This is a genomic window from Micromonospora olivasterospora, assembly GCF_007830265.1.
In the GTDB taxonomy this organism is placed as follows: Bacteria; Actinomycetota; Actinomycetes; order Mycobacteriales; family Micromonosporaceae; genus Micromonospora; species Micromonospora olivasterospora.
The window spans coordinates 1-20,614 of record NZ_VLKE01000001.1 but is presented as its reverse complement, the minus strand read 5'-3'; the positions used below and the strand labels follow the sequence as shown (position 1 = coordinate 20,614).

Annotated in this window: 16 protein-coding genes; 11 read left to right on the top strand and 5 right to left on the bottom strand. The window is 73.5% G+C overall.

The genetic code is table 11. From position 1 onward, the window contains the following. Nucleotides 1-58: 58 nt before the first annotated feature. Nucleotides 59-1,282, bottom strand: a complete 1,224-nt coding sequence (locus JD77_RS00070; protein WP_145772498.1) for a hypothetical protein — start codon at nt 1,280-1,282, stop codon at nt 59-61. Between the two features lie 29 nt (nt 1,283-1,311). Continuing rightward, the gene (locus tag JD77_RS00065) at nt 1,312-1,827 is read right to left on the bottom strand and encodes an NUDIX hydrolase (RefSeq protein WP_145772497.1); all 516 of its coding nucleotides are present in this window, start codon (nt 1,825-1,827) and stop codon (nt 1,312-1,314) included. Nucleotides 1,828-1,882: 55 nt separating this feature from the next. Between JD77_RS00065 and JD77_RS00060 the strand changes: the two genes are divergently transcribed. From JD77_RS00060 to JD77_RS00045, 4 genes are all read left to right on the top strand, one after another. Further along, nucleotides 1,883-2,590 carry a chymotrypsin family serine protease gene (locus JD77_RS00060; RefSeq protein WP_145772496.1) on the top strand — a complete coding sequence of 236 codons (708 nt, stop codon included), beginning with the start codon at nt 1,883-1,885 and terminating at the stop codon, nt 2,588-2,590. Nucleotides 2,591-2,878: 288 nt separating this feature from the next. Further along, nucleotides 2,879-4,201, top strand: a complete 1,323-nt coding sequence (locus JD77_RS00055) for a molybdopterin-dependent oxidoreductase (protein WP_246141170.1) — start codon at nt 2,879-2,881, stop codon at nt 4,199-4,201. Next, nucleotides 4,194-4,703, top strand: coding sequence for a hypothetical protein (locus JD77_RS00050; protein ID WP_145772494.1), 510 nt, complete (start codon nt 4,194-4,196; stop codon nt 4,701-4,703). The genes JD77_RS00055 and JD77_RS00050 overlap by 8 nt, the downstream gene beginning before the upstream one ends. A 71-nt stretch (nt 4,704-4,774) precedes the next feature. Further along, nucleotides 4,775-5,344, top strand: coding sequence for a carboxymuconolactone decarboxylase family protein (locus tag JD77_RS00045; RefSeq protein WP_246140456.1), 570 nt, complete (start codon nt 4,775-4,777; stop codon nt 5,342-5,344). 20 nt (nt 5,345-5,364) lie between these two features. On the opposite strand, the gene JD77_RS00040 is transcribed toward JD77_RS00045, so the two are convergent. Beyond that, nucleotides 5,365-5,487, bottom strand: a complete 123-nt coding sequence (locus JD77_RS00040; protein WP_211372443.1) for a tryptophan-rich sensory protein — start codon at nt 5,485-5,487, stop codon at nt 5,365-5,367. Nucleotides 5,488-5,541: 54 nt separating this feature from the next. On the opposite strand from JD77_RS00040, the gene JD77_RS33145 reads away from it, so the two are divergent. Next, nucleotides 5,542-6,189: a tyrosine-type recombinase/integrase gene (locus JD77_RS33145; RefSeq protein ID WP_145772493.1), complete on the top strand. Its 648-nt coding sequence runs from the start codon at nt 5,542-5,544 to the stop codon at nt 6,187-6,189. A gap of 163 nt (nt 6,190-6,352) precedes the next feature. On the opposite strand, the gene JD77_RS00030 is transcribed toward JD77_RS33145, so the two are convergent. Both JD77_RS00030 and JD77_RS00025 read right to left on the bottom strand, forming a co-directional pair. Beyond that, nucleotides 6,353-6,679 (bottom strand): hypothetical protein, encoded by a 327-nt coding sequence (locus JD77_RS00030; RefSeq protein WP_145772492.1) that lies wholly within the window; start codon nt 6,677-6,679, stop codon nt 6,353-6,355. Nucleotides 6,680-7,077: 398 nt separating this feature from the next. Further along, the gene (locus tag JD77_RS00025; RefSeq protein WP_145772491.1) at nt 7,078-7,308 is read right to left on the bottom strand and encodes a hypothetical protein; all 231 of its coding nucleotides are present in this window, start codon (nt 7,306-7,308) and stop codon (nt 7,078-7,080) included. A 335-nt stretch (nt 7,309-7,643) separates the two neighbouring features. Here JD77_RS00025 and JD77_RS31700 point away from each other — a divergent pair, with 335 nt between their 5' ends. From JD77_RS31700 to JD77_RS31695, 6 genes are all read left to right on the top strand, one after another. After that, nucleotides 7,644-7,856, top strand: coding sequence for a hypothetical protein (locus JD77_RS31700; protein WP_211372885.1), 213 nt, complete (start codon nt 7,644-7,646; stop codon nt 7,854-7,856). A 93-nt stretch (nt 7,857-7,949) separates the two neighbouring features. Continuing rightward, complete coding sequence (locus JD77_RS00020; protein WP_145772490.1) at nt 7,950-9,764, top strand: hypothetical protein; 1,815 nt, start codon at nt 7,950-7,952, stop codon at nt 9,762-9,764. Then, on the top strand, nt 9,671-18,625 hold the full coding sequence (locus tag JD77_RS00015; RefSeq protein WP_145772489.1) for a WD40 repeat domain-containing protein: 8,955 nt from the start codon (nt 9,671-9,673) through the stop codon (nt 18,623-18,625). Before JD77_RS00020 ends, JD77_RS00015 begins: the two co-directional genes overlap by 94 nt. 26 nt (nt 18,626-18,651) lie before the next feature. After that, entirely contained in the window at nt 18,652-19,515 is an 864-nt protein-coding gene (locus JD77_RS00010) for a WD40 repeat domain-containing protein (protein ID WP_145772488.1), read from the top strand. A 104-nt stretch (nt 19,516-19,619) separates the two neighbouring features. Next, nucleotides 19,620-20,462: a WD40 repeat domain-containing protein gene (locus JD77_RS00005; RefSeq protein ID WP_170286323.1), complete on the top strand. Its 843-nt coding sequence runs from the start codon at nt 19,620-19,622 to the stop codon at nt 20,460-20,462. After that, nucleotides 20,459-20,596 carry a hypothetical protein gene (locus JD77_RS31695; RefSeq protein WP_170286322.1) on the top strand — a complete coding sequence of 46 codons (138 nt, stop codon included), beginning with the start codon at nt 20,459-20,461 and terminating at the stop codon, nt 20,594-20,596. The genes JD77_RS00005 and JD77_RS31695 overlap by 4 nt, the downstream gene beginning before the upstream one ends. Nucleotides 20,597-20,614: the final 18 nt, after the last annotated feature.

Here is a 20,614-nt window from a genome sequence, read left to right as displayed (position 1 = left end):
CCCGCGGATGGGCTGTGGTGGGGGTCTCCGACGTCGGCCGGAGGCCCCCACCGGCGTCTCAGGCGGCCTCGCTGTCCGGCAGGTCCTCGGGCTCGGCGACCCACGCCGAGAAGACCGGCACCCCGTGCCACGGCCCCGCCCCGCCGGCCCGGCGGTCGGTGGCCACGGCGACCACCGCGTACGGGTGGCCGAAGCGCAGTTCCGCCGTCCGGGCCACCCCCTCCGGCGGCAGGCTGACCAGCCCGAACGCCCCGGTGACGGCGGCGGCCTCGAACCCGTACCGCGTGTAGCTGGCCACCGTCGCCTGCCGCGCCTCCGCGCGCAATCCCGGCGCGACCGCCGCGACGGCCGGGCGGAATCCCAGGTCGGTCACGTCGTGCTCGTTCCGCGCCGACCAGCGGGGCAGCACCGCCGCGTGCCGCTCCTCCCGGCCGCCCCGGGCGTGGGTGTGGACGACCTCCTCGCGCAGCGTCCACAGCGGCGCCTCGCCGAGCGGCAGGTCGAACAGCGACCGCCGCCCGGCCGGCTCGGCCGCGTCGGCGTCGGCGGCGATCCGGTACGCGGCGGCCAGCACGTCGGCGGGGGCGACGTCGGGGGCGGCGGCGACCGAGAGGACCGACAGCCCCGCCCCGGCGTGCTCCGGCGCCGGCCGGGCGTTTGCCACGTGCACCGCCACGTCGCCGGCCTCGGGCGTCGCGGCGATCCACGCCCGGTGCCCATGCGCGGGGCTGCGCAGCACCCGCGTCAGCCGCCCGGCCCACGGGCTGGCCGGGCCGAGCGCCGACGCCGGGGCGACGTCGAACGGCTCCGCCCACGACACCCGGGTGGCCAGCGCCGACGCCAGCGCCAGCACCACCTCGGGCGAGACGGTCAGCGGGAACCGGTCGATCAGCCCGGCGCTGTGCTCGCGCGCCCACGCGTCGAGCCCCGCCTGGTCCGGCAGTTCGCCGGTGTCCGTGGCGCGGGGGAGGACGGCCCGCCAGGCGGCCAGCCGCGCGGTGTCCGCGTCCGGGCGGTGCCACCCGGCGGTCGCCGACGGCACCAGGGGGTGCGGGGCGTCGAGCAGCGCGGCGGCGGCCCGGGCGGCGGTCGCCCGATCGCAGCCGAGGAACTCGGCGAGACCATGCTCGCCGTCAGGATCGGCGGCGGCGCGGGGTGCCGCCGCGCAGAGCGCGAGCAGCAGCCAGGCGCCGAGCGGGGACGCGACGTGGTGCCGGTCGCCGACCGAGGCGTGCAGCCGGGCGGCGTAGCGGGACAGCGGGGCGTGGAGAGTCGTCGACATGCCTCCACTGTGCCCGCCCGGGCCGGTAGTCATGACCACAGCTCGAACGGCTCGTCGATCTCGTCGCCGGCCAGGAACCCGGCGAGCAGCCCGGGCAGCCGGCCCGGGTAGAACCGCTCGCGGCTCGCCACCACGTCGTCGACCGGCCACCAGCGGAAGCCGAAGTAGTCCTCGCGTTCGTAGTCGAGCCGGTCGGTCTCGTCGACGTCCGGGCCGGGGCGGTCGAGGCGTACCGTGACGATCACCTCGTCCTGCACGTGGCGCAACTGCCGGTGGATGAAGCTGACCCGCCGACGCCAGCTCGGCGGCCCGACCCGCGCCGGGTCCACCCGGATGCCGGTCTCCTCGCGCAGCTCCCGCACGGCCGTGTCGAGGTACGTCTCGCCCGGGTCCATCCCGCCGCCGGGCAGCTCCCACCACGTGCCCAGCCGGGGGTGGTCCGGGTCGCGGGTGTGGAACAGCAGCAGCCGCCCGTCCGCGTCGAGCACCACCAGCCGCACCGCGCGGCGCTCGATGATCGGCAGGTCGTCCGGAACAGTCGTCACCGTGTCACCTCCTCGACAGTCGTGGATGTATTTTCCCGGCGGTGCCGCACTCCTGATGTCCAGTCAGCCTTGCAAGAAGGAGAGCCTCGTTCCGGCGTCCACCGACCAGATCGAGGACGACGTCTGCACCTCGCGGGCCAACTGCAACGACAGCCTGCGCGCCGGGCTGGTGATCAGGCGCACCGGCGGCGGTTGCTCGCTGGGCTTCACGGCCCGCAGCAGCGGCGTGCGCTGGGCGCTGACCGCCGGGCACTGCGGCAGCGGCACGATGACCAACTGGTCCACCGCCGGCACGCCGATCGGCCCGCTGAACCCGGTCAACGCGATCGACTCCGGCCCGGTCGACGCCTCGGCCATCCAGGTCACCAACGCCGGGTACGCGGCGGACACGCTCGGCCGGATCGCCATCTCCGGCTCGACCTGGGTTCCGGTGAAGGGTCGGGCGCACACGATGTCCTTCATCTGGGTCGGCGACGTCGTCTGCGTCTCGGCCCGCTACGCGGCGCCCGCCACCTCGGGCAACCCGTGCGGGGTGGTCACCAAGACCAGCGACGCGGCCGTGCGTGGACTCACCCGGTACGAGGGGTACGACCCGTGCCCCGGTGACAGCGGGGGCGGCGTCTACTGGCTCCCGTCGTCGGGCCGCCGGTACGCGTTCGGCCTGCACAGCCGCAGCACGGCGGGGTGCAACACGACGCCGCGGAAGGCCTGGTTCAGCGCGCTGCCGAGGTTCTGGCCCGGCCTGGCGTACGACCTCGCCTGACGCCACGTACCGCCCGGCCGGCGGTCGGCGCGCGGACGTCGAGGGACGAGCAACTCGACCCGCCGGACAGGGAGTAGCTGAGCTGCCAACATCGCGACGCGGCGTCCGGCCGCTGGATCAGTGCCGGATGCCGCGTCCCCGGCGTCGCCTGTCCGTTAATCGGTGGCGTAGGCAGGACGCGCGCGGACAGGGGGAGGGGCCATCGCCGGCAGCGACCCGTACCCGGCCGGACCCGCGGGCGGCGGGGGCCGGCCGGCCGACGACACCGGTCAAGCGTTCCCGCGCCGGCTGTGGAGAGCCCTGGACCGGCGCCCGCCGCCGGGGATCGCCGGGCTCGACCGCCGGTGGCGCAGCCCGCTGCGCGGCCCGTGGCTGACCAGCGTCTACGGCCTCGTGCTCCTGGTCGGCCTGCCCCTGGTGATCGTCACCGGCCTGCTCGACTACGCCGCGTACGGGCCGCGGTTCGGCCAGGCCCTGCCCCCCGACGTGGGCTGGCTGCGGCTGCCGCTGTTCGACTGGCCGACCCGGCCGGCGTGGCTGTTCCGCGTCACCCAGGGGCTGCACGTCGCCCTCGGCATCGTCCTCGTGCCGGTCGTGCTGGCGAAGCTGTGGTCGGTGATCCCGAAGCTGTTCGACTGGCCGCCGGCCCGCTCGCCGGCGCAGCTCCTCGAACGGGTGACGCTGCTGCTGCTCGTCGGCGGGATCCTCTTCCAGATCGCCACCGGCGTGCTGGACATCCAGTACGCCTACCTGTTCGGCTTCGACTTCTACACCGCGCACTACTTCGGGGCGTGGGTGTTCACCGCCGCCTTCGTCGCGCACGTCGCGCTCAAGCTGCCCCGCCTGGTCTCCGCGCTGCGGTCCGGGCCGCCGCGGGGAGCGCCGGCCACGGATCGAGGCGGACCGGGGCACGGTCGACCGGGCGGCCCCGTCGCTGACACCCGTCCGGAGCCGCCCGACCCCGACGGGCTGGTGTCCGCCCGGCCGGGGCCCGCCACGGTGACCCGGCGTGGCGCCCTGACCCTCGTCGGCGGGCTGTCGCTGCTGCTGGCCGCGCTGACGATCGGGCAGTCCATCGATCCGCTGCGCCGCACCGCACTGCTGCTGCCCCGCGGCCGGGGGCACGGCCCGGGGCCGAACGGCTTCCCCGTGAACCGGGCGGCGGCCGCGGCCGGCGTACGCGACGCCGACACGGGACCCGACTGGCGGCTCACCCTGACCGCCGGGGGACGGCAGGTCGCGCTGGACCGGGCGCAGCTGCTCGGCATGCCGCAGCACACGGCGGAACTGCCGATCGCCTGCGTCGAGGGCTGGTCGACCTCGCAGACCTGGACCGGGGTACGGCTGCGCGACCTGGCCGCCCTCGCCGGGGTGCCCGAGCCCGCGTCCGCGCTCGTCCGCTCCCTGGAGAAGGCCGGACTGTTCAACCGGGCCGTGCTCCAGGCCAACCAGGTCCGGGACCCGGACGCGCTGCTGGCCCTGCGGGTCAACGGCGTCGACCTGTCCCTCGACCACGGCTACCCGGCCCGCGTCATCGTCCCGGCGCTGCCCGGCGTCCACTGCACCAAGTGGGTCCACGCCATCGACTTCCGGCCGGGCTCCGGTGGCTGATCCGGCCCGCCGGCTCCGCGCCGCGTACGGCGCCGGCCCCCGCCACCTGGTCCTCGTCCTCGCCAGCCTCGCGGTCGCCGGATGGGTCGCGCTCCGGCTGGCCGGGGCACCCATGGCCGGGTGGATGCTGGTGTGGTTCGTCGGGGCGGCGCTCGTCCACGACCTGTTCCTGTTCCCGGTCTACGCCGCGGCCGACGCGGCGCTGCGCCGGCTGCTGCCCGGCGGCCCGCGTACCGCGAACGCGGGCCGGGTGTCGGCGCTGAACCACGTCCGGGTGCCGGCCCTCGCCGCGGCGCTGCTGTTCCTGGTCTACCTGCCCGGCATCCTCGGGCTGGGCCGCCCGACGTACGCCGCCGCCACCGGCCTGCCGCGCCACGCCGAGCTCGTCCGGTGGCTGTGGCTCACCGGCGCCCTCTTCCTGGCCGGCGCCGTCACGTACGCGGTCCGCGTCGGGCGGCGCAGGCGGGCCCGGCGGAGCGGGCCGCCGGTGATTCGTTCTTGAGCGTGGTTCCCGACAGTCTCCGGCGGTCAGGCGGCGTACGGTCTCTGCGGTCGAGCCGATGGAGGAGTCGGATGAGCTTTCTCAAGCCCGCTGAGCAGTCGCCGGACGCCGAGCGGATGTTCGACGCGGACACGAGGGCGATGGGCTACCTGCCCAACTACACGAGGGTGTTCGCGCACAGCCCCGCCGCGTACGCGGCATGGCAACAGCTCGGCGGCGCGGTGCGGGCCGGGATGGAGTTGCGCCGCTACGAGTTGGTGACCCTCGCCGCGGCCCGGGCCCTGCGGTCCTCCTACTGCGGCCTGGCACACGGGAAGGTGCTGCGCGACAGGTTCTTCGACGCGGCGACGGTCGCCGCCATCGCGTCGGACCACGGCAGCGCCGGCCTTTCCGCGCAGGAGGTCGCGGTGGTCGAGTTCGCCGGTAAGGTCGCGGCCGACGCGACCTCCGTCACCGAGGCCGACGTCGCGGGCCTGCGCGGTCACGGTCTCGACGACACGGAGATATTCCAGGTGATCCTCGCCGCCGCCGCCCGGTGCTTCTTCAGCACCGTCCTCAGCGCCGCCGGGGCGGAACCCGATCCGCAGTACGCCGAGAGCCTCGACGCGGAACTGCGGCAGGCCCTCAGCTTCGGCGGTTGACGGCGGCCCGCGCCGTTGGTTCAGTCTTGGGGATTGAGCACCACGACGGCGGCGTTCAGCGCGGTGGCGAAGAGCGTCCACGCCGCGTACGGCGCGAGGGCCGCCGCCGCCAACCGGTCCGCCTTCGCCGCGCGGCTCGGCAAGTTGCATGTGCGTCACGGCAGGGCGCGCGGGGTTCCGGGCCGCGGGAGCGGATCGTGCCGCTGATCAACAACGCGCGGCGGACCCTCGCCTGGTTCGTCGCCGACGTGTGGGGCCACTTCGACGACGACCACGTCCGGCCCGGCGCGCCACTGTTCCCCTCCGAGCGTAAGCACGCCGACGGCACCTGCCGTCGGGTCGGTGACGACGCGCTGCGCGCGGGGCTGGCCGAGGCCGCCGCCAAGCACTTGCCGGGCTGGGCGGACACGCTCACTCCGCACGTGCTGCGCCACTATGCGGCCTCGCGGCTCTATCAGGGCGGCCTTGATCTGATCTCGATCCAGGAGGTCCTCGGCCATTCCTGGATCGCCACAACTATGAGGTATGTCCATGTTCATCGCACCCATGTCGAGGATGCCTGGGCCGCGGGGCACGAGCGTGCCGCGCAACGATTGAAGGGGCTAGCCGCTACCCTCGAACGCCTACGAGTAGACCGCCAACTCGAAGAAGCCCTCACCCACGGCCCCGACCCGCTGCACCTGGCCGCCGTGTTCGGCCTCGATGACAAGACCGCCATCCGCTACGCCAACGCCGCCCGACAGATCCTGAAGACCGAAGCCGAGCGGCACGCCATCGCCTGTTCCCTCGAACCCAAGGATGCAGCCACGCTTCCGAGCAGCGACGGCCCCTTGGGTTCCCGGTGAGGAACCGTCAGTTTCGCTGAACCCACGGGAGCCACGGCCCCGCGCTTGGGTAGCTGTCCCAGCCCGCCAAATCTTTGATCTTTGAGGGGGACGTGGAACGGCCTGCCGGGCCGACCAGGCCGTTTCCTCGACCGTCTACCGACTGACGCCCCCTGAGCCCCGTTCAAGAACAGCCGCGATACTGCAACGACGCATCCTTCATGTACGCCCACAGCGGCAGGCCGTTCCACCAGTCATAAGTCAGAGTCCATCCGTTGGCGGTGTTCCCTGTTGGGCCCGTCACAACCTGCCCATAACGACGGGTGCCGTACAGGGTTGACTCCTTGGGCTCGGTATACATCCCCGCGTAGTCCCAAACCACGGTGAAACTGCTGGTCGTGCATGCAGCCTGCGCGGGAGCAGAGGACCCGACCACCGCCAACACCGCCGCCAGCATCGTCGCCGCGACGCATCCAGCCGTGACCCGCAGACTTCGCCGCCGAATCGCCATCCCATCCTCCATGCAATCGTCGATTTCGATGCCTTGGGTAGACTACCGCCCGGCTGGATCAAACCCAGCCGGGCGGTAGCGTGTGAAGCGAGGGGGTCGTCAAGGCCACGCGTCGGGCTCCTTGGGCCTGCGGCGGGTGCGGGTGGCGTTGGCGCAGGCAGACAGACTCGGCGGCTACCGGCGCACGCCCCCGGCCGCCGTCATCCGTGGCCGAACCTCGGCCAGGGCGTCCGGTCACCGGGCCCGCCCTGGCAGGCCGGCGCTGGGCTGCGCGGTCTCGGGCCAGTCCTCGGCCTGCCTCCTGCTGTTGGTGTGCCGGTAAGAGCGGGGGTCATGAACACCGCTATGGCGTTTAGTCCGCTGAACGTCTTGCTTTGGCCGCGCCGTGATCGGGGGCCTCAGCGTGGCCGGAACGGGTTGTCCGCCTGGAACGGTGGGGTGTCGGTCTCGCCGTGTCGGTGTCGTTCGGCCTGCCAGGCGTCCCAGGCGCGTTCGAGGTGTGGGGTCGAGGATGCCGGCAGTTGTTTGCTGCGGCAGAACTCGCGGAAGTCCAGCTCCGGCTCGGCTGCCCGGCGGCGACGCTCGGCACGCCGGTCAGGCAGGACGGCCGCGTTCTTCAGGTCGGCCACGCGGCGGGCGCGGGCCAGCTCGTCGACGTCGACGGCGATGCGGTGCAGGATTGCCGCCCACCCGTGGCAGGTCCACCACCACCTGCGCCCGGTCCGGGTGGTCTCCCTCAGGCCGCAGGTCGAGCGTGAACCGGCGCTTCGGTTCAGCCGTGAGATGGTAGGGGGGCCGACCGGAATACGCCGGAAACGGCAATAGGCTGGTGAATCCGCTGGTCAGCGGTCGGTGAGGAGGCTGTTGATGGCGGCTTCGCGGTCGGCGTCGGTGGGCAAGCTGTACGCCCCGGGTGGTTTCGAGGCGTGCGTGTCCCATGAGCTCGGCGACCAGGACGATGGTCGTGGCCTTTGCGGACCAGGCGGGTGCCGAAGGTGTGGCGCAGGACGTGGCCGCCGGTGAAGTCGGCGGTGATGCCGGCTTCGTCGGTGATGGTGAGCAGGATGTCGTGGGCACCGCGGTCGGAGAGCGTGTCGGGGTCAACACGGAGGAGACCGGCATAATTTTGGTGCCGGACATGAGCGGCGGTCAGCGCGGCTGGTTTGCACGTGGCTGACTGATCCGCATTGGGTGCCCCTGTTTCGGGGCGGGAGGGAAGCGTTGCGCGTTGGCCGCCGCCGGTCCGACCCTTGAGCTCAGCGAGAGCGCGTTGCGGGCTTTGGAAGCGTTCACCGGGATGAGGGTGTCCCGGGCGGAGCTGCCGTTGTTGCGGGATGACATCGGCACGCTGGGAACGCTGGCGGGTCGGGTGCGTACGGTGCTGGGTCCGTTGCTGGAGCAGACGATCAGGGCGGTCCGGCAGGCGGGGGAGGGTGAGGCCTTCGACCGGTTCGTGGCGCAGACCGCTCCGTTTGTGAGGAAGATGGCCGAGACGGCCGACCTGATGCTCGCCGTGGTCGAGGCGGAGAAGAAGTTCTTCGTGGAGACGGAGGTCGGCAAGCGTACGGCGTTGGCCATGTTCAACTTCATGATTGCCGAGTTCGCTGTCGCCGCGGCGATGTGGTTCTGGAATCCGGTGGGGGCGGCGGCGCACGTCGCGCAGACGCGGACGATCATTCAGGCGATTCTGCGTTCGGCGTTGGTGCGGTCGGCGGCGAGTGGCACGGCTATGCAGATGTTGTTCATGCCGGGTTCTGCGTTGCTGGCCGAGGTGTCGATGATGACCGATGGTCTGCAGCCGGGGGTGAACTGGTCGACGGTCGGTAAGCAGGCGGCGTTCGCGGGGGCGGCGGCGTTCCTCGGCACGGTGGGCGGGCCGGCGTTGGGCAGGGCCGCTGGCGTTGTCGCGGGCGCGGTCGGCAAGCTCGCCGTGTCGGACACCACCAAGCATCTGCTGACCGATGTGCTGACGCGGCCGGTGACGGAGACCCTCGGGGAGGGGCTGTTCGGTATCGGTGCCAGCTTGATGGTCGATGGGTACTGGGACCCCGGTAATCTTGGTGCGGATCTTCTGTCCGGGGCGATTTCGGGGGCAGGCGGGGCGGCCGCGAGCGGGCTCGGGCTGGTCGTGAGTCGCGCCGTGGTGCAGCCCCGGGTGCGGGTGCCTCACATCGGTCTCACGTCGGACGGTAGGCCGGTCCTGCCGGTGGGGCCGACACCGGTGGGGTTGGACACGTCCGCGGGGTACGAGGCTGGGGTCGACGATCCGAAGCCTGTGGTGACCGGCGGGCAGGCCCCGCCGCCCCCGCCCGTGCCGCTGCTGCCGGCGTCGAATCTGCCCGCGCCGGCGCTGGACCTGCCCGCGCCGAAGCTGGATCTGTCCGTGCCGTCGTGGTCGGTGCCGTCGTGGTCGATGCCGGCTGCGCCGGTGCCGCAGTGGGTCGCGCTCGCCGGTGCGCCGGTGGTGGAGCAGTGGCATGGGTTCCAGCAGGAACTGGCGGACCGCTATGGCGGGTTGTTGGCCGGGACGGGGCAGGCGCGGCAGTTCCTGGCCGGGCTGCCCGTGCCGGTCGAGCAGGTGTTCACCGAGTGGGCCGACGCCCGGCAGGGTGATCCGGCCGTCCCTGTTTTCCTGTCTCAGGTCGGTCTGCCCGCCACCGCCCTGACCGACCAGTTCCTGTTCGGTGTCCGGGACCGGGCGGTCGCCCAGGTCACCGAAACCCTCGCGGGGCAGGTCCCGGCGGGCGGGCAGATCCCGGCGGCGGTACGCCCGGAGCAGGTCGTCGCGGCGCTGCCCGGGGAGTTCGACCGGCAGGCGTTGCGTTCGATCGCGCACCTGGCCGTCCAGCATCACCTCGACCAGTACTTCACCACGGGCACACCGGCGACCGTCCCCCTGCCAGGCGGCGTCGTCCCGCCAGGCGGCGTCATCCCGCCAGGGGCGCTGGCGTGCCGGGGGGCGCCGGGGCGGCGGCGCCACCGTCGGATGCTGTGCGCGCCGCGGTCGAGCGGGATGTGCGGGCCCACGTGGAGCGGAGCCTCGACGCGATCCTCGGCGCCACCCCACTACCCGCCGCACCACTGACCGCACCACTGACCGTGCCGCCCACCGTGCCGTCGGCTGCGGTGGTCAGGCCCGACGCCGCGCAGGTCAACGCCGTGGCGGACGTGGTCCGGCAGGCGGTCACCGACCTGCCCGCCCGGGTCACGGCCGCGACCATCCCCGACACCACCGCACCGGACACCACCGCATCCGGCACGGACACCCCGGCACACCGGCGTACCGACCTGCCGACGCTGCCGGTGACTCCCGAGCAGCACACCGCGGCAGCGACCAGCCAGGCGGAAACCCAGTTCACCGCCCTGGCCCGCAAGTACGGCGTCGAACCGGCCAGCCACGACACCCTCGCCGGATCCTTCCGACAGGACTGGGTCAACGGATACCACCAGGTACTCGCCCAGGCCACCGGCAACGCCACGCCCGCCACCCCCAGCACGCCAGGCACGCCGGGCACGCCGGGCACGCCGGATGCGGCCGGCGCCCGTGGTGCGGTGCCGGGTGGTGTTGCCCCCCGCACCGACGGCACGCCGAACCACGACCACATCAGCGACAGGACGTCGGTCAGTGACACGTCCGTTTCCAGCATCTTCAGCCGCGATGGCAGGCCCGCGGACACCTTCACGGTCAGTGACATGTCCGTCTCCGGCGACGACATGTTCAGCCGCGATGGCAGGTCCGACGACACCTTCACGGTCAGTGACCTCTCCTCACTGGACGAGCCGATCAGCCGCGACCCGGTCACACGCGACTTCATCGACGGGGATTCGGTCATTGGCGTCCCGTCGCTGAACGAGTCGGACAACGGTGAAGCGGCCAAGCGCGAATTCAGGGACACGGACCCGTTCAGGGACGCCTCTTCACGGAACGCGTTGATCAGCGGCGACCCGGTCGGGCGCGATGCCGGCGACAGGGATTCGTTCAGTAACATGTCCTCCCTGCACGAACCGGTCGGTGGTGACCCGGTCGGACGCGGCGAGCCGGCTGTCGCGGCAACTGGGCAGGCTGTCCCGGCAACTGGGCAGGCTGTCGCGGCAACTGGGCAGGCTGTCGCGCCGTTCGGGTCCGGGCAGCGGGCCGCCGACTGGGCGGCTGGGAAGCAGGTGCGTCCCGGCAGCAGCGGTGACCTGTGGTGGTGCGTGGCGGCCACGCTCGATGTGTTCCAAACCGTGTACAAGCGGCTGGGCAACCGGGTGGTGTTCGACGACCGGATCATCGGGCCGGACGGCCGGCTCGCGCCCACCATGGGCTGGCCGCAACTGATGGAGATCCTCGACACGGTGCCCGAGCGTGTCGCCCATCCGGACGGGGTCGCGGGAGAGGACGTGCTGGCCGCGTTGCGGGCGGTGCCGGGGTCGATGGTCGTGGTCAGGGCCGCGCCACCGAACGAGCCCCAACACGTGTTCGCCCTCCACAGCCAGCCGCAGGAGTCCGGGCCGCCGAGGATCCGGGTGCGGGACCCTCTGCTGCCCGGCGCCGCCGACCGGCCCGAGCCGGACGACCCGATACGTGATCCGTGGCTGCGACACCTGTTCGCATCCAGCACCCGGGTGGCCGCGTTCGACGGGGACGGGCGACCCGCCACCATCACCGATCTCCTCGGCCAGGCCGCCCGCCACCCGCGGCCGATCACCACGACGGGCGCCGACACCAGCGGGTTCCTGCTCGCCTCTACCAGCACGCCGCGCAGTCCGTCCCAGGCGATGCGAGCCACCTCTACCGACCCGGCCGACTCGGCCGGCTCCGCCCCGGGCAGGCAGCCGTCCGATCCGGTGGTGGAAGGTGACGGATCGTCTGCTCCTGCCCCGTCGACCGTGGGGGACACCGGAGGGTTGAGTGGCCGGGTTGGCCGGGTTGAGGCAGGGGCCGCGGAGTCGGACGCGCACGTCGGGCAGGCTCCCGCCGGTGCTGCCACACCGCCGCCGGTGGTGTCCTCGCAGTTGCTGACCGGCCACGCCGGCACGGTGTACGCGTCGACGTCGTGGCAGGAGGCGTCGGGCCGGCGGCTGCTGGCCTCCGTCAGCGGGGACGAGACGGTGCGGGTCTGGGATGCGGCCGACGGCCGCCTGCTCCGGACGTTGGAAGGCCACACCGGCCCGGTGTTCGCGGTGACGTCGTGGCAGGAGGAGTCGGGCCGACGGCTGCTGGCCTCCGCCAGCAGGGATCGGACGGTGCGGATCTGGGATGCGGCCGACGGCCGCCTGCTCCAGACATTGGACGGCCACACCGGCTGGGTGTGGGCGGTGACGTCGTGGCAGGAGGGGCCGGGCCGACGGCTGCTGGCCTCCGCCAGCGGGGATCGGACGGTGCGGATCTGGGATGCGGCCGACGGACGCCTGGTCCAGACGTTGGAAGGCCACACCGGCACGCTGTTCGCGGTGACGTCGTGGCAGACGGGGCCGGACGAGTGGCTGCTGGCCTCCGCCAGCATGGATCGGACGGTGCGGATCTGGGATGCGGCCGACGGCCGCCTGGTCCAGACGTTGGACGGCCACACCGGCCCGGTGTGGGCGGTGACGTCGTGGCAGGAGGAGTCGGGCCGGCGGATGCTGGCCTCCGCCAGCGCGGATCGGACGGTGCGGATCTGGGATGCGGCCGACGGACGCCTAGTTCGGACATTGGAAGCCCACACCGGCCCGGTGTGGGCGGTGACGTCGTGGCAGGCGGGGCCGGGCCGGCGGATGCTGGCCTCCGCCAGCGCGGATCGGACGGTGCGGATCTGGGATGCGGCCGACGGCCGCCTGGTCCAGACGTTGGAAGGCCACACCGGCCCGGTGTGGGCGGTGACGTCGTGGCAGGCGGGGCAGGACGAGTGGCTGGTGGCCTCCGCCAGCGAGGATCAGACGGTGCGAATCTGGGATGCGGCCGACGGACGCCTGCTCCAGACATTGGAAGGACACACCGACGCGGTGTCGACGGTGACATCGTGGCCGGCGGAGCCGGGCCGGCGGATGCTGGCCTCCGCCAGCGAGGATCGGACGGTGCGGTTGTGGTCCCTGCCGGATGGTGCTGCGGGGCTGGCGGCGGGGTTGCCTGCTGTGCCGGGAGGGCGGGTTGCCGCTGGAAACGACCCCGGACCTGTGTCCGCGACCAGTGTCGGGGAGTTGAGTGGCCGGGTTGGCCAGGGTGAGGCAGCTGCCGCGGAGCTGGACGCGCACGTCGGGCAGGCTCCCGCCGGTGCTGCCACGCCGCCGCCGGCGGTGGTGTCCCCGCAGTTGCTGACCGGCCACACCGGCGCGGTGTGGGCGGTGACGTCGTGGCAGGAGCAGTCGGGCCAGCGGCTGGTGGCCTCCGCCGGCATGGATCGGACGGTGCGGATCTCGGATGCGGCCGACGGCCGCCTGGTCGGGACGTTGGAAGGCCATACCGGCCCGGTGCGGGCGGTGACGTCGTGGCAGGAGGAGTCGGGCCGGCGGCTGTTGGCCTCCACCAGCACGGATCGGTCGGTGCGGATCTGGGATGCGGCCGACGGTCGCCTGGTCGGGACGTTGGAGGGCCATACCGGCCCGGTGTCGGCGGTGACGTCGTGGCAGGAGGAGTCGGGCCAGCGGCTGTTGGCCTCCGCCAGCGGGGACGAGACGGTGCGGATCTGGGATGCGGCCGACGGTCGCCTGCTCCAGACATTGGCAGGCCACACCGACGAGGTGTCGGCGGTGACGTCGTGGCAGGAGGCGTCGGGCCGACGGCTGCTGGCCTCCGCCAGCGGGGACGAGACGGTGCGGATCTGGGATGCGGCCGACGGCCGCCTGCTCCAGACATTGGCAGGCCACACCGACGAGGTGTCGGCGGTGACGTCGTGGCAGGAGGCGTCGGGCCGACGGCTGCTGGCCTCCGCCAGCGACGACGAGACGGTGCGGATCTGGGATGCGGCCGACGGCCGCCTGCTCCAGACGTTGGAAGACCACACCGGCGCGGTGTGGGCGGTGACGTCGTGGCAGGAGGCGTCGGGCCGGCGGCTGCTGGCCTCCGCCGGCACGGATGGGACGGTGCGGATCTGGGATGCGGCCGACGGCCGCCTGCTCCGGACGTTGGAAGGCCACACCCGCGCGGTGTTCGCGGTGACGTCGTGGCCGGCGGGGCCGGGCCGGCGGATGCTGGCCTCCGCCAGTCATGACCGGACGGTGCGGTTGTGGACCCTGCCGGATGGTGCTGCGGGGCTGGCGGGGTTGCCTGCCGTGCCGGGTGGGCGGGTTGCCGCTGGAAACGACCCCGAACCTGTGCCCGCGACCAGTGTCGGGGCGTTGAGTGGCCGGATTGGCCAGGGTGAGGCAGCGACCGCGGAGTCGGACGTGCACGTCGGGCAGGCTCCCGCCGGTGCTGCCACGCCGCCGCCGGCGGTGGTGTCTCCGCAGTTGCTGACCGGCCACACCGGCGCGGTGTGGGCGGTGACGTCGTGGCAGGAGGAGTCGGGCCGGCGGCTGCTGGCCTCCGCCAGCACGGATCGGTCGGTGCGGATCTGGGATGCGGCCGACGGTCGCCTGGTCGGGACGTTGGAAGGCCATACCGGCACGGTGTCGGCGGTGACGTCGTGGCAGGAGGCGTCGGGCCGGCGGATGCTGGCCTCCGCCGGTGCGGATCGGTCGGTGCGGATCTGGGATGCGGCCGACGGTCGCCTGGTCGGGACGTTGGAAGGCCATACCGGCACGGTGTCGGCGGTGACGTCGTGGCAGGAGGGGGCGGGCCGGCGGCTGCTGGCCTCCGCCGGTGCGGATCGGTCGGTGCGGATCTGGGATGCGGCCGACGGTCGCCTGGTCGGGACGTTGGAAGGCCACACCGGCACGGTGTGGGCGGTGACGTCGTGGCAGGAGGGGGCGGGCCGGCGGCTGCTGGCCTCCGCCGGTGCGGATCGGTCGGTGCGGATCTGGGATGCGGCCGACGGTCGCCTGGTCGGGACGTTGGAAGGCCACACCGGCACGGTGCGGGCGGTGACGTCGTGGCAGGAGGCGTCGGGCCGGCGGCTGCTGGCCTCCGCCGGCGAGGATCGGTCGGTGCGGATCTGGGATGCGGCCGACGGCCGCCTGGTCGGGACGTTGGAAGGCCACACCGACCCGGTGTGGGCGGTGACGTCGTGGCAGGAGGCGTCGGGCCGGCGGCTGCTGGCCTCCGCCGGCACGGATGGGACGGTGCGGATCTGGGATGCGGCCGACGGCCGCCTGCTCCGGACGTTGGAAGGCCACACCGGCGCGGTGTTCGCGGTGACGTCGTGGCCGGCGGGGCCGGGCCGGCGGATGCTGGCCTCCGCCAGTCATGACCGGACGGTGCGGTTGTGGACCCTGCCGGATGGTGCTGCAGGGTTGGCGGGGTTGCCTGCCGTGCCGGGTGGGCGGGTTGCCGCTGGAAACGACCCCGAACCTGTGCCCGCGACCAGTGTCGGGGCGTTGAGTGGCCGGATTGGCCAGGGTGAGGCAGCGACCGCGGAGTCGGACGTGCACGTCGGGCAGGCTCCCGCCGGTGCTGCCACGCCGCCGCCGGCGGTGGTGTCTCCGCAGTTGCTGACCGGCCACACCGGCGCGGTGTGGGCGGTGACGTCGTGGCAGGAGGAGTCGGGCCGGCGGCTGCTGGCCTCCGCCAGCACGGATCGGTCGGTGCGGATCTGGGATGCGGCCGACGGTCGCCTGGTCGGGACGTTGGAAGGCCATACCGGCACGGTGTCGGCGGTGACGTCGTGGCAGGAGGCGTCGGGCCGGCGGATGCTGGCCTCCGCCGGTGCGGATCGGTCGGTGCGGATCTGGGATGCGGCCGACGGTCGCCTGGTCGGGACGTTGGAAGGCCATACCGGCACGGTGTCGGCGGTGACGTCGTGGCAGGAGGGGGCGGGCCGGCGGCTGCTGGCCTCCGCCGGTGCGGATCGGTCGGTGCGGATCTGGGATGCGGCCGACGGTCGCCTGGTCGGGACGTTGGAAGGCCACACCGGCACGGTGTGGGCGGTGACGTCGTGGCAGGAGGGGGCGGGCCGGCGGCTGCTGGCCTCCGCCGGTGCGGATCGGTCGGTGCGGATCTGGGATGCGGCCGACGGTCGCCTGGTCGGGACGTTGGAAGGCCACACCGGCACAGTGCGGGCGGTGACGTCGTGGCAGGAGGCGTCGGGCCGGCGGCTGCTGGCCTCCGCCGGCGAGGATCGGTCGGTGCGGATCTGGGATGCGGCCGACGGCCGCCTGCTCCGGACGTTGGAAGGCCACACCGGCCCGGTGTGGGCGGTGACGTCGTGGCAGGAGGCGTCGGGCCGGCGGCTGCTGGCCTCCACCAGCGGGGATCGGACGGTGCGGATCTGGGATGCGGCCGACGGCCGCCTGCTCCGGACGTTGGAAGGCCACACCGGCCCGGTGTTGGAGGTGACGTCGTGGCCGGCGGGGCCGGGCCGGCGGATGCTGGCCTCCGCCAGTCATGACCGGACGGTGCGGTTGTGGACCCTGCCGGATGGTGCTGCAGGGTTGGCGGGGTTGCCTGCCGTGCCGGGTGGGCGGGTTGCCGCTGGAAACGACCCCGAACCTGTGCCCGCGACCAGTGTCGGGGCGTTGAGTGGCCGGATTGGCCAGGGTGAGGCAGCGACCGCGGAGTCGGACGCACACGTCGGGCAGGCTCCCGCCGGTGCTGCCACGCCGCCGGCGGTGTCCCCGCGGCTGCTGACCGGCCACACCGAGTGGGTGCGGGCGGTGACGTCGTGGCAGGAGGAGTCGGGCCGGCGGCTGCTGGCCTCCGCCGGCATGGATCGGACGGTGCGGATCTGGGATGCGGCCGACGGTCGCCTGATCCGGACGTTGGAAGACCACACCGGCCCGGTGCGGGCGGTGACGTCGTGGCAGGAGGAGTCGGGCCGGCGGCTGCTGGCCTCTGCCGGCACGGATGGGACGGTGCGGATCTGGGATGCGGCCGACGGTCGCCTGATCGGGACGTTGGCAGGCCACACCGGCCCGGTGTTGGCGGTGACGTCGTGGCAGGAGGAGTCGGGCCGGCGGCTGCTGGCCTCCGCCAGCGGGGACGAGACGGTGCGGATCTGGGATGCGGCCGACGGCCGCCTGCTCCAGACGTTGGCAGGCCACACCGACGAGGTGTTGGCGGTGACGTCGTGGCAGGAGGCGTCGGGCCGGCGGCTGCTGGCCTCCGCCAGCGACGACGAGACGGTGCGGATCTGGGATGCGGCCGACGGCCGCCTGCTCCAGACGTTGGCAGGCCACACCGGCCCGGTGTCGGCGGTGACGTCGTGGCAGGAGGCGTCGGGCCGGCGGCTGCTGGCCTCCGCCGGCGAGGATCGGACGGTGCGGATCTGGGATGCGGCCGACGGTAGCCTGCTCCGGACGTTGGAAGGCCACACCGACCCGGTGTGGGCGGTGACGTCGTGGCAGGAGGGGGCGGGCCGGCGGCTGCTGGCCTCCACCAGCGGGGATCGGACGGTGCGGATCTGGGATGCGGCCAACGGCCGCCTGCTCCGGACGTTGGAAGGCCACACCGGCCCGGTGTTGGAGGTGACGTCGTGGCCGGCGGGGCCGGGCCGGCGGATGCTGGCCTCCGCCAGTCATGACCGGACGGTGCGGTTGTGGACCCTGCCGGATGGTGCTGCAGGGTTGGCGGGGTTGCCTGCCGCGCCGGGTGGGCGGGCTGCCGCTGGAAACAACCCCGCACCCGTGTCCGCGACCAGTGTCGGGGAGTTGAGTGGCCGGATTGGCCAGGGTGAGGCAGCGACCGCGGAGTCGGACGCGCACGTCGGGCAGGCTCCCGCCGGTGCTGCCACGCCGCCGGCGGTGTCCCCGCGGCTGCTGACCGGCCACACCGAGTGGGTGCGGGCGGTGACGTCGTGGCAGGAGGAGTCGGGCCGGCGGCTGCTGGCCTCCGCCGGCATGGATCGGACGGTGCGGATCTGGGATGCGGCCGACGGTCGCCTGATCCGGACGTTGGAAGACCACACCGGCCCGGTGCGGGCGGTGACGTCGTGGCAGGAGGAGTCGGGCCGGCGGCTGCTGGCCTCCGCCGGCACGGATGGGACGGTGCGGATCTGGGATGCGGCCGACGGTCGCCTGATCGGGACGTTGGCAGGCCATACCGGCACGGTGTTGGCGGTGACGTCGTGGCAGGAGGAGTCGGGCCGGCGGCTGCTGGCCTCCGCCAGCGGGGACGAGACGGTGCGGATCTGGGATGCGGCCGACGGCCGCCTGCTCCAGACGTTGGCAGGCCACACCGACGAGGTGTTGGCGGTGACGTCGTGGCAGGACGAGTCGGGCCGGCGGCTGCTGGCCTCCGCCAGCGACGACGAGACGGTGCGGATCTGGGATGCGGCCGACGGCCGCCTGCTCCAGACGTTGGCAGGCCACACCGGCCCGGTGTCGGCGGTGACGTCGTGGCAGGAGGCGTCGGGCCGGCGGCTGCTGGCCTCTGCCAGCGACGACGAGACGGTGCGGATCTGGGATGCGGCCGACGGTAGCCTGCTCCGGACGTTGGAAGGCCACACCGACCCGGTGTGGGCGGTGACGTCGTGGCAGGAGGGGGCGGGCCGGCGGCTGCTGGCCTCCACCAGCGGGGATCGGACGGTGCGGATCTGGGATGCGGCCAACGGCCGCCTGCTCCGGACGTTGGAAGGCCACACCCGCGCGGTGCGGGGGGTGACGTCGTGGCCGGCGGGGCCGGGCCGGCGGATGCTGGCCTCCGCCAGTCATGACCGGACGGTGCGGTTGTGGACCCTGCCGGATGGTGCTGCAGGGTTGGCGGGGTTGCCTGCCGTGCCGGGTGGGCGGGCTGCCGCTGGAAACAACCCCGCACCCGTGTCCGCGACCAGTGTCGGGGCGTTGAGTGGCCGGATTGGCCAGGGTGAGGCAGCGACCGCGGAGTCGGACGCGCACGTCGGGCAGGCTCCCGCCGGTGCTGCCACGCCGCCGGCGGTGTCCCGCGGCTGCTGACCGGCCACACCGAGTGGGTGCGGGCGGTGACGTCGTGGCAGGAGGAGTCGGGCCGGCGGCTGCTGGCCTCCGCCGGCATGGATCGGACGGTGCGGATCTGGGATGCGGCCGACGGTCGCCTGATCCGGACGTTGGAAGACCACACCGGCCCGGTGCGGGCGGTGACGTCGTGGCAGGAGGAGTCGGGCCGGCGGCTGCTGGCCTCCGCCGGCACGGATGGGACGGTGCGGATCTGGGATGCGGCCGACGGTCGCCTGATCGGGACGTTGGCAGGCCACACCGGCCCGGTGTTGGCGGTGACGTCGTGGCAGGAGGAGTCGGGCCAGCGGCTGCTGGCCTCCGCCAGCGGGGACGAGACGGTGCGGATCTGGGATGCGGCCGACGGCCGCCTGCTCCAGACGTTGGCAGGCCACACCGACGAGGTGTTGGCGGTGACGTCGTGGCAGGACGAGTCGGGCCGGCGGCTGCTGGCCTCCGCCAGCGACGACGAGACGGTGCGGATCTGGGATGCGGCCGACGGCCGCCTGCTCCAGACGTTGGCAGGCCACACCGGCCCGGTGTCGGCGGTGACGTCGTGGCAGGAGGCGTCGGGCCGGCGGCTGCTGGCCTCCGCCAGCGACGACGAGACGGTGCGGATCTGGGATGCGGCCGACGGTAGCCTGCTCCGGACGTTGGAAGGCCACACCGACCCGGTGTGGGCGGTGACGTCGTGGCAGGAGGCGTCGGGCCGGCGGCTGCTGGCCTCCACCAGCGGGGATCGGACGGTGCGGATCTGGGATGCGGCCAACGGCCGCCTGCTCCGGACGTTGGAAGGCCACACCGCGCGGTGCGGGGGTGACGTCGTGGCCGGCGGGGCCGGGCCGGCGGATGCTGGCCTCCGCCAGTCATGACCGGACGGTGCGGTTGTGGACCCTGCCGGATGGTGCTGCAGGGTTGGCGGGGTTGCCTGCCGTGCCGGGTGGGCGGGTTGCCGCTGGAAACGACCCCGAAACCTGTGCCCGCGACCAGTGTCGGGGCGTTGAGTGGCCGGATTGGCCAGGGTGAGGCAGCGACCGCGGAGTCGGACGCACACGTCGGGCAGGCTCCCGCCGGTGCTGCCACGCCGCCGCCGGCGGTGGTGTCTCCGCAGTTGCTGACCGGCCACACCCGGCGCGGTGTGGCGGTGACGTCGTGGCAGGAGGAGTCGGGCCGGCGGCTGCTGGCCTCCGCCAGCACGGATCGGCGGTCGGTGCGGATCTGGGATGCGGCCGACGGTCGCCTGGTCGGGACGTTGGAGGGCCATACCGGCGCGGTGTGGGCGGTGACGTCGTGGGAGGAGGAGTCGGGCGGCGGCTGCTGGCCTCCGCCAGCTTGGACGGGTCGGTGCGGATCTGGGATGCGCCGACGGTCGCCTGGTCGGGACGTTGGAGGGCCATACCGGCCCGGTGGTGGCGGTGACGTCGTGGCAGGAGCAGTCGGGCCGGTGGCTGCTGGCCTCCGCCGCATGGATCGGACGGTGCGGATCTGGGATGCGGCCGACGGTCGCCTGATCCGGACGTTGGAAGGCCACGCCGGCACGGTGTACGCGGTGACGTCGTGGCAGGAGGCGTCGGGCCGGCGGCTGCTGGCCTCCGCCGGCACGGATCGGACGGTGCGGATCTGGGATGCGGCCGACGGCCGCCTGATCCGGACATTGGCAGGCCACAGCGGCCCGGTGATGGCGGTGACGTCGTGGCAGGGGGCCGGGCCGGCGGCTGCTGGCCTCCGCCGGCGAGATCGGACGGTGCGGATCTGGGATGCGGCCGACGGTCGCCTGATCCGGACGTTGGAAGGCCACACCGACGAGGTGTCGCGGTGACGTCGTGGCAGGAGGAGTCGGGCCGGCGGCTGCTGGCCTCCGCCAGCGGGGATCGGACGGTGCGGATCTGGGATGCGGCCGACGGTCGCCTGCTCCAGACGTTGGAAGGCCACACCGACATGGTGTTGACGTGACGTCGTGGCCGGCGGGGC